Source organism: Rhodococcus sp. WMMA185 (assembly GCF_001767395.1).
Classification (GTDB): domain Bacteria; phylum Actinomycetota; class Actinomycetes; order Mycobacteriales; family Mycobacteriaceae; genus Rhodococcus_F.
Map to the genome: position 1 here is coordinate 1368558 of NZ_CP017014.1, position 13436 is coordinate 1381993.

Below are 13436 nucleotides of genomic sequence, written 5' to 3' on the forward strand. Positions count from 1 at the left end.
GGGGGTGCCAGAGAGACTGTGACACCCTGAGGGTCGTGCGAGTCGCCGTCGTCGCCGGGCCCGATCCCGGACATGCCTTCCCGGCCATTGCGTTGTGCCTGGCGTTCAACGAGGCCGGAGATGATCCGGTCCTGTTCACAGGTGACCGCTGGGTCCAGGCCGCCCGGGCGGCCGGAGTCTCCGCGGAGTTGCTACGGGGTCTCGCCCCTCGCTCGACGGATGACGACCTCGACGCCGGTGCTCGTATTCACGCGCGGGCGGCGCACATCTCCACCCAGATGTTGCCCGACCTCCGCGCGCTGAGACCGGACCTCGTGGTTTCCGACGTCATCACTGCGGGCGGGGGGATGGCCGCTGAGCGGCTCGGGATTCCGTGGGTCGAACTGTCTCCTCACCCGCTGTATTCGGCGTCGAAGGGATTGCCGCCCATCGGAAGTGGACTCGCGCCCGGGGAAGGCGTTCGGGGCCGACTCCGGGACGCGCTGATGCGTGCGGCGACGGGACGGTCGATCCGCAAGGGGGAGCGACAACGCTCCGAAGCGCGTATCGGGGTCGGATTGCCGGCGAAGGATCCGGGGCCGGTGCGCCGCTTGATCGCGACCCTTCCGGCGCTCGAGGTGCCCAGACCCGACTGGCCCGCCGAAGCGCATCTGGTGGGGCCCTTGCTGTGGGAGCCCACGAATGAGGTACTGCCTCCCCCGGATGGCGACGATCCGCTCGTCATGGTCGCACCCTCGACGGCGTTCACGGGTGCGGAGGGCATGCTCGAGACGGTGCTGACCGGGCTCGAAGGGGCTCGCGTCCGGGTGATCGCGTCGCTTCTCGACGGAGCGCCGGCGACCGTTCCGGCATGGGCACGAGCGGGTCTCGGGCGCCAGGACGCGATGCTGCGCGAAGCCTCCGTGGTTGTCTGCGGTGGTGGGCACGGCATGCTGGCCAAGGCATTGCTGGCGGGCGTTCCGGCCGTTGTGATTCCCGGTGGCGGTGACCAGTGGGAGCTAGCGAACCGGGCTGCCAGGCAGGGGAGTGCCGTGGTGGTGCGTCCCCTGACTGCGGATGCGCTGTGCGAAGCAGTTCAACGGGTGCTCGCCGGCGGTTCCTACGCCGAGGCCGCGCAACGGGCCGCGCGGAGCGTGGAGGGCGTCGCGGATCCGTTGGAGGTGTGCCGCGATGCACTGCGGTGAGGGTGTGGCCGGGCAGTTTCGCCGACGTGGTTTCGGCTAGCGTGGGCGTGTGCGACTGACCCTATTTCATCAACTCGTCCGCGAAGAGTTCGGGCAGATCCGCGGCGATGCACTTCTCGTCGACCATGTGCTGCTCGGCCTGGGCGGTAAAACCGCAGCCCAAGCCATCGAGGATGGTCAGGAGCCTCGCGAGGTCTGGCGAGAACTCTGCAATGAGTTCGACGTCCCGGCTCAGCGCCGATAGAGGTTCACCGCGGGGCAGCGAAGGAACCAATCCGGCGTGTCGAACGGCCCGATACGCAAATCGAACACATGTTCCCCTATGCTGGAGATGTTCGGCGGTCACGGTTCTTGTCGGTACCCGGATCTAACCTGACTGCAAGATCGCTGATGAGACTCGAGAATGGGGACGACGATGGCACCACAGGCACCCGATCGTGACAAGGCGCTGGACCTCGCGCTGGCGCAGATCGACAAGAACTTCGGCAAGGGCTCGGTGATGCGCTTGGGCGAAGGTGTGCGTCAACCCGTCGCTGTCATCCCGACCGGCTCCATCGCGTTGGACGTCGCTCTCGGTATCGGAGGGCTACCCCGCGGACGCGTCATCGAGATCTACGGCCCGGAATCATCGGGTAAGACCACCGTGGCGTTGCATGCGGTCGCCAACGCCCAGGCGAACGGCGGTATCGCGGCCTTCATCGATGCCGAACACGCCCTCGACCCGGACTACGCCAAGAAACTCGGTGTTGATACCGACGCCTTGCTTGTGTCGCAGCCTGACACCGGTGAGCAGGCACTCGAGATTGCCGATATGCTGATCCGCTCCGGTGCCCTCGACATCCTCGTGGTGGACTCGGTCGCCGCTCTCGTCCCGCGCGCCGAGATCGAAGGCGAGATGGGCGACAGTCACGTGGGTCTGCAGGCACGACTGATGAGTCAGGCGCTGCGTAAGATGACCGGTGCCCTCAGTAACTCCGGCACCACGGCTATCTTCATCAACCAGCTACGCGAGAAGATCGGCGTCATGTTCGGTTCCCCCGAGACCACCACGGGTGGTAAGGCGTTGAAGTTCTACTCGTCTGTGCGCCTGGATGTTCGGCGCATCGAGACCTTGAAGGACGGCACCGACGCGGTGGGCAACCGTACCCGCGTGAAGGTGGTCAAGAACAAGGTCGCCCCGCCGTTCAAGCAGGCGGAGTTCGACATTCTCTACGGTCAGGGGATCAGCAAGGAAGCGTCGCTGATCGACATGGGGGTCGAGCAAGGGTTCATCCGCAAGTCCGGTTCCTGGTACACCTATGAAGGCGACCAATTGGGGCAGGGCAAGGAGAATGCCCGCAAGTTCCTGTTGGAGAACACCGACATCAGGGACGAGATCGAGAAGAAGATCAAGGAGAAGCTCGGAATCGGTGCTGACGTCACTGCTGCCGCAGACGACGCAGCCTCCGCCGAATTCTAGGGTGCAGCGTGCGTCCTTCGGTGGGCGGCGGATCGGAGACGCAGGCCAAGGACTTGTGCCTACGTTTGTTGACTGATCGCGCTCGAACCAGAGCGGAATTGGCCGAGCGTCTGGCCCAGAAGGGTTACTCGGCAGACGTCACCGAGCGTGTTCTCGACCGGTTGAGCGAGGTCGGACTGATCGACGACGCGGACTTTGCCCGGCAGTGGGTGCGCTCGCGGCACACGTACTCCGGCAAGGGGAAGCGTGCGCTTGCAATGGAATTGCGCCGCAAGGGTATCGGTCGAGAAGATGCCACCGAGGCGCTCGCTCAGATCGACGTCGACGATGAGCGGCAGCGGGCTTCGGAGTTGGTCGCGAAGAAGCTGCGCACGATGTCGGTGGATGACCGTGACCGGGCGGCGAGAAGGTTGGTATCCATGCTGGCGCGCCGCGGGTTTCCCCAGAGCGTGGCGTTCGAGGTGGTCAAGGAACAACTCGACCGCGCCGGTGCGGAAGCCGACGGCATGTTTGACGAGCCCTGACCACGATCGGCCGGTACCCGTTCGGTACCGGCCGATCGCTGTGTCCGTGCCTACTTCTTGTCTGTGATGTCCATACCCGGAACCGACACGTCGGCAAGATCGGGAAGGTTTGCTTCCGCCTCTGCGGTTCTCTTGCCCGCTCGTAAGCGCTTCTCCACCCGGGTCGCCACTACGGTCAGTGTCGAGTTGATGATGATCATGATGATGGCCACGACGATGAGGGACGGAAGGTAGTTGCCGTAGTAGGCGCCGATCTGCTGTCCCGACCGCACCACCTCTACATACCCGATGAGGTAACCGAGGGCGGAGTCCTTCAGTGCCACCACCATTTGCGAGATGATCGCGGGCAGCATCGCCGTGATTGCCTGTGGCAGCAAGATCGTCGCCATGATCTGGCTCTTGCGCATACCCAGCGCCATCGCGGCCTCACTCTGCCCCTTCGGGAGCGAGTTGATGCCCGACCGCACGATCTCCGCGATAACCGCGCCGTTGTACAGCGTCAGGCTCACGATGACCGCCGCGAGCGCGAGGTACGCCGATTGGAACACGTTGTACGCCGCGAACAGTTGGTAGGAGAAAATCATCAGGATCAGCACCGGGATGGCGCGGAACAATTCGACGATCACTCCGGCGATCCAGCGTATCGGCCGGTGATCCGACAATCGTCCGATGCCGAGGATCACACCGAAGATGAGCGCGAGCAGAATCGACGCGGCGGCAGCGATGAGCGTGCCGCGGATACCGGGAAGGAGATAGGTGGTCCACGACGTGGACTCGATGAACGGACTCCATTTCTCGGATGTCAGCTGGCCCTTGTCGTCGAGTGCCGTGTACACGAGGTAGCCGGCGCCCACCATGAGAGCGACGACGACGACGGAAGTCAGGTGGTAGAGCCTCTTGGCCTTCGGTCCAGGTGCGTCGTAAAGGACGGTGGCTGAATTACTCATCGTGCAACCTCGAATCGCTTGCTCAGGTACCCGAACAGAAGACCCATCGGCAGGGTCAGGATTACGAACCCGAGCGCGAAGATTCCACCGATGACGAAGATGGCGGCCTCGTTCTCGATCATTTCCTTCATCAAAAGCGACGCCTCCGCGACGCCGATCACCGAGGCGATCGTCGTGTTCTTGGTCAGGGCGATCAGAACACTACCGAGCGGTGCGGTGACGGCGCGGAAAGCCTGCGGTAACACGATCAGTCGCAGATTCTGGGTGAACGTGAGTCCCAGTGACCGGCCCGCCTCTGCCTGACCGAAATGCACGGTGTTGATCCCGGCACGGAGCGATTCGCACACGAAGGCCGCTGTATAGACACTGAGTCCGAGCACGGCCAGTCTGAAGTTGTTTTGTGCGAAGAAGGTGGGCGACTCTTCAGGGGCGAGCTTGACGCCCAACGTTTGGAAGAGGCCGAAGGAGGCGAAGATGACGATCAGCGTCAGCGGAGTGTTGCGGAAGATGGTTACATACGCAGCTCCGATACCGCGTGCAATTGGGATCGGCGACACCCTCATGCCGGCCAGAACGGTGCCGATGATCAGTGCGCCGACGGCCGAGAACACGGTGAGTTGCACCGTCGTCCAGAACGCGCTGATCAGTTGATCGCCGTATTTGCTCAGTAAGTACACTTACCGTCTCCCAGGTCTCTGGTGGTGGTTCGTCTCGAACCGGGCCGGGCGGCCCCGAGGGAACCGTCCGGCCGGATGTGTGAGTGGCTCAGTACCGATCGACGGTCGGCGGCGTAGGGATCTGGTAGCCCGATGCGCCGACGGTGTCGTTGAACGCACGTTCCCATGAGCCGTCCGCGATCATCTCGTCGATGGCATCGTTGATCTTGGCACGGGACTCGTCGTCGGTCTTAGCGAGGCCGATCCCATACGGCTCCTCGGTGAAGGGCTCGCCGACAACTTTCAGTTCGCCCGGGTAGCGCGCGGCGTACCCGGCGAGGATGATGTCGTCGGTGGTGACGGCGTCGACTGCACCGTTGCGTAGCGCCTCGACGCATGCGGAGTACGTGTCGAACTCCTGGAGCTGGACGTCCCGGGCGTACCGATCCTTGACCGTCTGCGCAGGTGCAGAGCCGGTAACCGAGCACAGCTTCTTACCATCGTTGAGCGAGGTGGGGCCGGTGATGTCGGTGTTGTCGGACTGCACCAGGAGTGACTGTCCGGCTATGAAGTACGGTCCCGCGAAGTCGACCTTCTGCTTGCGGGAATCGGTAATCGAATAGGTCGCAGCTACGTAGTCGACCTCGCCGTTCTCGATCAGCGTCTCGCGCTGAGCCGACGGGGCCTCCTTGAACGTGATGTTCTCGGGTGACACACCCAGTTTGTCGGCCACATACTTGGCGACCTCGACGTCGAAGCCGGTGAAGGAGCCATCAGGATTTCGCAGCCCGAGCCCGGGCTGGTCGTACTTGATGCCGATGGTGAGGTGTCCGTCGGCCGCGCTCTCGACGGCACTCTTCGGTCCACTCCCGCCGCACGCGGATGCAACAACGGCGAGTGCCATGACCCCGATTCCTAATCGAACTGAGCGATGGATCTGCATTCTGCTCCTTCGGTTGAATGCCGGTCTTCAGTGTCTGGCACAGTGGAAGCGAAGAGCACCTATATCGACTGGCACGAGCAGCGGACGATGCTCAGGCGATCAATGACTGAGAATTTTGCCGAGGAAGTCCTTGGCCCGTTCGGAGGTCGGGGCGGTGAAGAAGGTGTTGGGATCGGTATCCTCTACGACCTGGCCATCGGCCATGAAGAGTACGCGGTCGCCGGCCTTCCGGGCGAAGCCCATTTCGTGCGTGACCACAAGCATTGTCATTCCTTCCTTGGCAAGCGAGGTCATGACGTCCAATACCTCGTTGACCATTTCCGGGTCGAGTGCTGATGTGGGCTCGTCGAACAACATGACCTTGGGGTTCATGGCGAGGGCACGTGCGATTGCAACTCTTTGCTGCTGCCCACCCGACAATTGCGCCGGGTACTTGTCCGCCTGGTTGGCGATGCCGACACGTTCGAGCAACTCGAGGGCCGTCGTTTTCGCGTCCGCGCTGCTCTTCTTCCGCACCTTCATGGGTGCGAGCATCACGTTCTCGAGGATCGTCTTGTGCGCGAAGAGGTTGAACGACTGAAATACCATCCCCACGTCGGCTCGTAGGGCTGCCAGAGCCTTACCCTCCGCGGGCAACACCTTGCCGTCGACTGCGATGGTGCCGGAATCGATGGGCTCGAGGCGGTTGATCGTCCGGCAGAGTGTCGACTTGCCGGATCCGGATGGTCCGAGAACGATCACTACCTGTCCGGCAGGAACCTCGAGGTCGATCTCCTGCAGCACGTGTAGGGCACCGTAGTGTTTGTTTACGGATTTCATCGAGATCATCGACGGTGCCTCGCCTTTGAGTAGGGTCGGCGTCGCGTCGTCGGCATGCGTCATAGTTGATGATTGTATGTCTAGACAGCAGGACGTTCTACCTGGACCGGTAAAGTGGCCGAGACGTGTGGGACTTGTGTCCTAATCAGATCATGTCGTCCGTGACGAGGCGATTCATCGAAGGCCGCCAGTTGCATGATCTGATCTCCTGACCAGCGATTCCGCTGTGGATCCGGGCCGGGCGGCGCCCTCGAGGGGAACCGTCCGGCCCGGACACGTGAGTGGCTCGCTACCGATCGACGGTCTCAGTACCGATCGACGGTCGGGGGCGTCGGGAGCTGGTAGCCCGATGCACCGACGGTGTCGTTGAACGCACGCTCCCATGAGCCGTCCGCGATCATCTCGTCGATGGCGTCGTTGATCTGGCTCCGGGCCTCTGCATCGCCCTTCGCGACGCCGATCCCGTATCGCTCCTCGGTGAAGGGTTCGCCGACAACTTTCAGTTCGCCCGGGTATTGGGCGGCGTACCCGGCGAGGATGATGTCGTCGGTGGTCACGGCGTCGACTGCGCCGTTGCGCAGCGCCTCGACACATGCGGAGTACGTGTCGAACTCCTGGAGCTGGACGTCATGCGCGTACTTGTCCTTGACCGTCTGCGCAGGCGTGGAGCCGGAAACCGAGCACAGCTTCTTACCGTCGTTGAGCGACTCGGGGCCGGTGATGTCCGCATTGTCGGACTTCACCAGGAGTGACTGCCCGGCGACGAAGTACGGTCCGGCGAAGTCGACCGATTCCTTGCGTGCATCGGTGATCGAGTAGGTGGCGGCGACGAAGTCGACTTCACCGTTCTCGATCAGCGTCTCGCGCTGAGCCGACGGGGACTCCTTGAACGTGATGTTCTCGGGTGCAACCCCCAGCTTGTCGGCCACGTACTTGGCGACCTCGACGTCGAAGCCGCTGAAGGACCCGTCGGGGTTGCGCAACCCGAGCCCGGGCTGGTCGTACTTGATGCCGACGACAAGTGAGCCATCGGACGCGCTCTGTAGAGCGCTGCGCTGCTCACCAGCACCGCCGCATGCGGATGCGACGACGGCGATCGCCATGACGCCGATCCCCATACGAATCGAGCGATTGATCTTCATGCAGATCCTCCATTTGAAACAACAGGTGTGGAGTGTCTAGCACAGTCGCTGCTCGATTACACAGGTTTGCCATCAACTTCACATGGTGAATCCTTGAATTTCGCAGGCTGAAAATCTTTCCTGGGTAACGCATTTGTTCCTCGGAAGCGAGCCGCTGGAGGCGATGCTCCGGCGGCCGGAGGCAGAAACCGGTTTCGACGGACGGTGCACCCACGGTGATGTCGATGAAGTCGGCTCGCCCGCGACGAGGTGGGTCGGTTGCGAGCCGTACCCTTGTATAGGTGGACACGATCGACGAAAACCCCTTTCCGCGCAGCCGCGGTGATGATCAGCGCAGCTACGAGGTGCGTACCTACGGCTGCCAGATGAATGTGCACGATTCCGAGCGGCTGTCCGGTCTGCTCGAAGACGCGGGCTACACGAAGGCAGGCGCAGGACAGGTGCCCGACCTCGTGGTCTTCAACACGTGCGCGGTCCGGGAGAACGCCGACAACAAGCTCTACGGCAACCTGAGTCATCTCGCACCGGCGAAGGAACGCAATCCCGACATGCAGATCGCAGTGGGTGGTTGTTTGGCTCAGAAGGACCGCGACATCGTCGTAGAAAAGGCGCCGTGGGTCGACGTGGTGTTCGGTACCCACAACATCGGGTCGCTTCCTGTGCTCCTCGATCGAGCACGCCACAATCGGCGGGCAGAGGTTGAGATCCTCGACACGCTCGAGGCATTTCCTTCCACCTTGCCCGCCAAACGGGAGTCGGCTTACGCGGGTTGGGTGTCCATTTCCGTGGGATGCAACAACACGTGCACGTTCTGCATCGTGCCCGCACTGCGCGGCAAGGAAATCGACCGGCGCCCCGGCGACATCCTGGCGGAGGTCCAGGCACTGGTGAAAGAAGGTGTCCTCGAGGTCACCCTTCTCGGGCAGAACGTAAACGCGTACGGGGTGTCCTTCGCCGACCCGGAGCAACCCCGAGACCGCGGTGCGTTCGCCGCACTGCTTCGTGCGTGCGGGGACATCGAAGGGCTCGAGCGGGTCCGTTTCACGTCACCGCACCCAGCCGAGTTCACCGACGACGTCATCGAGGCGATGGCCGCGACCCCCAACGTGTGTCCGCAGTTGCACATGCCCCTGCAGTCCGGTTCGGACCGAGTATTGAAGGCGATGCGCCGCTCCTACCGGAAGTCGCGGTTCCTCGGGATCATCGACAAGGTACGCACCGCGATGCCGCACGCGGCGATAACTACCGACATCATCGTGGGCTTTCCAGGCGAGACCGAGGAAGACTTCCAGGAAACTCTCGACGTCGTCCGCCGGGCGCGATTTACCAGTGCCTTCACGTTCCAGTACTCCAAGCGGCCCGGTACCCCGGCAGCTGAGATGGACGAGCAGGTCCCGAAGGCCGTCGTTCAAGAACGGTACGACCGTCTCATTGCGTTGCAGGAGGAGATTTCCCTCGAGGAGAACCGGAAGTTCGTCGGGGCCGAGGTGGAACTACTCGTCGCCGCCGGCGAGGGCCGGAAGAACGCAGAGACAGCCCGAATGAGCGGCCGCGCACGAGACGGCAGGCTCGTCCACTTCCGGCCGGAGGGAAACCTCGACGGAATCATTCGACCCGGCGACGTCGTCACGATCGTCGTCAGCGCTGCGGCGCCTCACCACCTCGTCGCCGATACCCCGGTCTTGACACATCGACGAACCCGCGCGGGTGACTCCTTCGATAGGGGCGTCACTCCGAAGACCCCGCCGATCGGCGTAGGACTCGGTCTACCGAAGATCGGCGCCCCGGCACAACTACCTGCTCAGATTGGATGCAACGCATGACCTCCGCGGACGACTTCGATCGGACCCCCGGCGAGAAGTCGAGTAACGAGAGCGATCCGATCGAGGATTACCGAAAAGACTTCGACGCCGCCGAGAAGAAAGTGGCCGGTGAGATCGACCCGGGCGTGCGTGCGCTGGTGGTCGCGGTCGCAATCGTGATCTTGCTGGGCTCGTTGACGTTGCCGCATTCCGGCATCGCGAACGGGTGGGAGGTGCTGGTGAACAGCAACGAGGCGCGCGCCGAGTCGATCGCACTTCCGTCGCGTCTGTTCGTCGGGTTCGCGGTGGTGTTCGGAGTGATCGTGTCGATGTTGGCCCTGGTCACCCGCCGTTGGATTCTGGCCTGGATCGCTCTCGCGGGCACTGCTGTGTCCATCGTGCTCGGGATGCTTGCCATCTGGTCGCGGCAGACACCGCCACCGGGAGTCGTTGCCTCCGGTCCCGGAATAGGGCTGATCATCGGTTGGCTCGTCGTCATCGTGCTCACGTTCCACTGGCTGAAGGTGGTCTGGGGACGAACCGCGCTCCAGATGGCGGCCGAAGAAGAACGCCGCGCCGCAGCCGCGGAAGCGGAGCGGCGCGGCGATTGGAACGTCGGCTGACGCCGAGCCCGACCCGCTGCGGGCCCGTGGTACGTGGCGCTAGTGACCGCTGATGGCCTCCTCCGCAGCCTCGGCCCATTCACGCCACTGCTTGGCCTGTGCGAGTGCAGTCTCGGCATCCTTCGTCTTACCCGCCGCCGTGGCCTTGGCGGCCTGTTCCTCGAACTGCGCGACGCGTTCCCGGAACTGCGCAGCGCGTGCCATGGCCTCCGGGTCGGTGCGACGCCACTGCTCGTCGGCGGCGTCGTGAACCCGCTTCTCGACGGCCCGAAGCTTGCCTTCGAGGTCGTGCATCCGCTCGCGAGGCACTTTGCCGATGGCGTCCCACTTCTCCTGGAGGTCACGCAGTGCGGCCCTCGCGGCGGCGATGTCCTTGGACGGATCGATGTTCTGGGCGCTCTTCAGCAGCGCCTCTTTGGCCACGGCGTTCTCCTCGAACTCGGCATCACGCTCGGAGGAGGCCGCATTGCGGGCAGAGAAGAACACGTCCTGGGCGGTCTTGAACCGTTTCCACAGTGCGTCGTCTGCGTCGCGTGGAGCGCGACCGGCCGCCTTCCACTCGGTGAGGAGATCGCGAAACGCTCCCGCGGTGGGACCCCAATCGGTCGAACTCGATAGCGCCTCGGCCTGGACGACAAGTTCTTCCTTCCTCGCCTTGGCAGCCGCACGCTCACGGTCGAGTTCGGCAAAGTGCGCGCCGCGCCGCCGGTTGAACGCCTCCCGCGCCTTGGAATACCGCTTCCACAGCGCATCGTCGATTTTGCGATCGATTCCGCGGATGGTCTTCCACTCGTCCAGGATCTCTCGTAGACGGTCGCCCGCAGCTTTCCACTGCGTCGACTCGGCGCCGATCTTCTCGGCCTCGGCGGCCAGTTCTTCCTTGCGTTCGATGTGGGCCTTTCGAGACAGTTCCTTCTCATGCTTGGCATGGGCCGCCGCCTCGTCCGATTCCACGATGATGACATCGAGGCGCGCCGCGAGTGAGTCGATGTCGCCGATCACCGCGGCGGTCGGAAGTGACTCGGCGATCGCGACCGCTGCCGCCTTCGTCTTCTTCGCGTCGCCGGCGCCCGAACTCAGCCTTGCTTCGAGCAGAGCCACCTCCGTCGCGAGATCATCGAAACGCCGACCGAAGTGTGCCAGTCCCTCCGCAGCATCGCCGGCCTGCCACGAGCCGATCTGCCGTTCTCCGTCCGCGGTCTTGACCCAGGCCGTGCCGTCTTCGTCGACGCGACCGAACTTGCTCGGATCGCTCTCGGCGGGGACAGGAGGAGCGGAGAGGGCGTGCGTCGGGGTGGGGTGGGGCTTGGGTACACCGGGTTTGGCGGGCCCACTCGGTTTCGGGACGCTGGGCTTCGGCGTGTCGTGCTGCTGAGCGGCAGGCTCCACGCCGGGCTGCGCGTCGCTGCTGTCGGTCATCGGTACCTCATCTCTGCCGCGCGTCACGGCTGCCTGAACGCATTATCGACTCCATACGACCCGGTACGGGTGCTGGTTTCCATTCAACCCGGTACGGGCCCTATGAGCTATTGAATCAGGTCGGTGGGTCTCTGGTTTGCAACCGATCGGCTGCTATGCCCGATTCGCATGCCGGACGCTTGTGCGCGGTCGGCTAGCGTGACGGTGTGTTCAACGCCGCAATCCTCGTGCCTTCGCCGCCGCTTCTGGTTCCCGAACTGTCAGGGCCGGCGGCTGTAGAGGCGACTCCTCTACGAGATGCGGTCGCTGCGGCCGCCGAGGCGCTGTACGCGCTCACAACCGATTGGGTAGCGATCGGGGCGGCGTCGGAGGCGGCCGACATCGAGCCGGATGTCCGAGGCACCTATCGCGGGTACGGCGTCGATGTGCGGGTCGCGCTGCGCCCTGGCTCGGCCCGCGAGCCAGACCCGGACCTACCATTGGCTGCGCTCACGGCCGGATGGATCCGGGGCACGTGCGCGCCCACGGCCGTCGTCGATGCACGGATACTGGCGTTCGACCTGTCGGCGGAGCAATGCGCCGAGTACGGTGCCGAACTGCGTTCTTACCTCGACCACGATCACAAGCCCCGCGGCCTCATGATCGTCGCGGACGGCGCGAACACGCTCGATGCACGGGCCCCCGGTGCGTTCGACCCACGTGCGGGGGGTGTGCAGGCGAGGATCGAGACGGCCCTGGACATCGGTGACCGCGACACGCTGCTCGCGCTCGAACCCTCGGAATGCGCGTCACTCGGTATCGGCGGGCGCGTTCCCTGGCAGGTGTTGGCCGGTGTGTTCGGCGTTCCACCATCCTCATGCCGGACGTTCTACAGCGCGGCCCCGTACGGGGTGGGCTACCACGTCGGGGAGTGGCGCCCGTGACGCGGCCTGCGCCTGTTGCCGTCGTCGGCCCCACCGGTACCGGTAAATCTGATCTCGCCCTGGATCTGGCCGAACGCCTTCGCGGTGAGATCGTCAATATCGACGCGATGCAGTTGTACCGGGGAATGGACATCGGCACTGCAAAACTCGCCCCCGCAGAGCGGCGCGGGATACCGCACCATCAACTCGACGTGCTCGACGTGACCCAGACTGCCACCGTCGCCAATTATCAGCAGGCGGCGGCCCATGATGTCGAGGAGATCACAGAGCGCGGCGCCGTGCCAATCATCGTCGGCGGATCGATGATGTATGTCCAGTCGCTGCTCGACGAGTGGAGTTTCCCCGCCACCGACGCGGACGTACGGGCGCGATGGGAGGCGTTTCTCGCGCAGCGGGGTGTCGCGGCCGTGCATGAAGAATTGAGCCGTGTCGACCCCGAGGCTGCGGCATCGATCCTCCCGACCGACGGGAGGCGCCTGGTCAGAGCGCTCGAGGTCGTGGAGATCACTGGCCGGCCGTTTGCGGCGTCCGCGCCGCGCATCGGCGAGCCGCGATGGGGAACACGGATCATCGGCGTCGACCGCGAGAGCACCGAACTGGACGAGAGGCTCCGGCTCCGCACGCGACTGATGTTCGAGCGAGGTCTCGTCGATGAAGTGCGGGGACTGATCGACGTGGGCTTGCGAGAAGGTGTGACTGCCCCTCGGGCGATCGGCTACGCACAGGTCCTGGCGTGGTTCGACGGCGAATACGATCTCGACGAGGCGCAGGAGCGCACCTTCATCGGCACTCGCCGGTACGTGCGTCGGCAGCGGTCGTGGTTCCGTCGGGATCGCCGCATCCGTTGGGTGGACGGAAACGACCCCGACATTGCTAACACCGTGATCAGAGGACTCGACGACATCCGGATGCTCGGAGAGCGATGAACCATATGCGACGAAATAGCAAGGAGGCGTGGACGAACTGTTTGTTCGGTGCCGTTCGATAGAGTGGTG

General features: G+C 63.9%; 14 protein-coding genes. 8 read left to right on the plus strand and 6 right to left on the minus strand.

The window, feature by feature from the left end; genetic code table 11:
- The first annotated feature begins 35 nt into the window (after positions 1–35).
- From BFN03_RS06185 to recX, 4 genes are all read left to right on the plus strand, one after another.
- Complete coding sequence (locus tag BFN03_RS06185) at positions 36–1184, plus strand: glycosyltransferase (protein ID WP_070378276.1); 1149 nt, start codon at positions 36–38, stop codon at positions 1182–1184.
- Positions 1185–1233: 49 nt separating this feature from the next.
- Complete coding sequence (locus tag BFN03_RS20090; RefSeq protein WP_084385516.1) at positions 1234–1428, plus strand: DUF3046 domain-containing protein; 195 nt, start codon at positions 1234–1236, stop codon at positions 1426–1428.
- 171 nt (positions 1429–1599) lie between these two features.
- Complete coding sequence (gene recA, locus BFN03_RS06195; protein WP_070378278.1) at positions 1600–2643, plus strand: recombinase RecA; 1044 nt, start codon at positions 1600–1602, stop codon at positions 2641–2643.
- Positions 2644–2651: 8 nt separating this feature from the next.
- Positions 2652–3167, plus strand: a complete 516-nt coding sequence (gene recX, locus BFN03_RS06200; protein WP_070378279.1) for a recombination regulator RecX — start codon at positions 2652–2654, stop codon at positions 3165–3167.
- 50 nt (positions 3168–3217) lie between these two features.
- Here recX and BFN03_RS06205 read toward each other — a convergent pair whose 3' ends face one another.
- The 5 genes from BFN03_RS06205 to BFN03_RS06225 form a co-directional block, all read right to left on the minus strand.
- Positions 3218–4114, minus strand: a complete 897-nt coding sequence (locus tag BFN03_RS06205) for an amino acid ABC transporter permease (protein ID WP_070378280.1) — start codon at positions 4112–4114, stop codon at positions 3218–3220.
- Positions 4111–4791, minus strand: a complete 681-nt coding sequence (locus BFN03_RS06210; protein ID WP_070378281.1) for an amino acid ABC transporter permease — start codon at positions 4789–4791, stop codon at positions 4111–4113. Before BFN03_RS06210 ends, BFN03_RS06205 begins: the two co-directional genes overlap by 4 nt.
- A gap of 88 nt (positions 4792–4879) precedes the next feature.
- A complete protein-coding gene (locus BFN03_RS06215) occupies positions 4880–5713 on the minus strand; it encodes a glutamate ABC transporter substrate-binding protein (protein WP_070378282.1) in 834 nt (277 codons plus the stop codon).
- A gap of 99 nt (positions 5714–5812) precedes the next feature.
- Complete coding sequence (locus BFN03_RS06220) at positions 5813–6541, minus strand: amino acid ABC transporter ATP-binding protein (protein WP_084385744.1); 729 nt, start codon at positions 6539–6541, stop codon at positions 5813–5815.
- A 296-nt stretch (positions 6542–6837) separates the two neighbouring features.
- Positions 6838–7674, minus strand: coding sequence for a glutamate ABC transporter substrate-binding protein (locus BFN03_RS06225; RefSeq protein WP_070378284.1), 837 nt, complete (start codon positions 7672–7674; stop codon positions 6838–6840).
- Between the two features lie 281 nt (positions 7675–7955).
- Between BFN03_RS06225 and miaB the strand changes: the two genes are divergently transcribed.
- Positions 7956–9497 (plus strand): tRNA (N6-isopentenyl adenosine(37)-C2)-methylthiotransferase MiaB, encoded by a 1542-nt coding sequence (gene miaB / locus BFN03_RS06230; protein WP_070378285.1) that lies wholly within the window; start codon positions 7956–7958, stop codon positions 9495–9497.
- Positions 9485–10099, plus strand: coding sequence for an Rv2732c family membrane protein (locus BFN03_RS06235; protein WP_198163398.1), 615 nt, complete (start codon positions 9485–9487; stop codon positions 10097–10099). The genes miaB and BFN03_RS06235 overlap by 13 nt, the downstream gene beginning before the upstream one ends.
- A 39-nt stretch (positions 10100–10138) precedes the next feature.
- On the opposite strand, the gene BFN03_RS06240 is transcribed toward BFN03_RS06235, so the two are convergent.
- The gene (locus BFN03_RS06240; protein ID WP_070380671.1) at positions 10139–11518 is read right to left on the minus strand and encodes a DUF349 domain-containing protein; all 1380 of its coding nucleotides are present in this window, start codon (positions 11516–11518) and stop codon (positions 10139–10141) included.
- Positions 11519–11724: 206 nt separating this feature from the next.
- On the opposite strand from BFN03_RS06240, the gene BFN03_RS06245 reads away from it, so the two are divergent.
- Together BFN03_RS06245 and miaA are read left to right on the plus strand one after the other, a co-directional pair.
- Positions 11725–12441, plus strand: a complete 717-nt coding sequence (locus BFN03_RS06245) for a hypothetical protein (RefSeq protein WP_070378286.1) — start codon at positions 11725–11727, stop codon at positions 12439–12441.
- Positions 12438–13367, plus strand: coding sequence for a tRNA (adenosine(37)-N6)-dimethylallyltransferase MiaA (gene miaA, locus BFN03_RS06250; protein WP_198163400.1), 930 nt, complete (start codon positions 12438–12440; stop codon positions 13365–13367). Before BFN03_RS06245 ends, miaA begins: the two co-directional genes overlap by 4 nt.
- The last annotated feature ends 69 nt before the right edge of the window (positions 13368–13436 follow it).

Excerpts from the sequence above, each read along its gene's own strand:
- recA (WP_070378278.1), top strand. The coding sequence starts at position 1,600 with ATGGCACCACAGGCACCCGATCGTGACAAGGCGCTGGACCTCGCGCTG.
- BFN03_RS06205 (WP_070378280.1), bottom strand. The coding sequence starts at position 4,114 with ATGAGTAATTCAGCCACCGTCCTTTACGACGCACCTGGACCGAAGGCC.
- BFN03_RS06215 (WP_070378282.1), bottom strand. The coding sequence starts at position 5,713 with ATGCAGATCCATCGCTCAGTTCGATTAGGAATCGGGGTCATGGCACTC.
- BFN03_RS06220 (WP_084385744.1), bottom strand. The coding sequence starts at position 6,541 with ATGATCTCGATGAAATCCGTAAACAAACACTACGGTGCCCTACACGTG.
- BFN03_RS06225 (WP_070378284.1), bottom strand. The coding sequence starts at position 7,674 with ATGAAGATCAATCGCTCGATTCGTATGGGGATCGGCGTCATGGCGATC.
- BFN03_RS06235 (WP_198163398.1), top strand. The coding sequence starts at position 9,485 with ATGCAACGCATGACCTCCGCGGACGACTTCGATCGGACCCCCGGCGAG.
- BFN03_RS06240 (WP_070380671.1), bottom strand. The coding sequence starts at position 11,518 with ATGACCGACAGCAGCGACGCGCAGCCCGGCGTGGAGCCTGCCGCTCAG.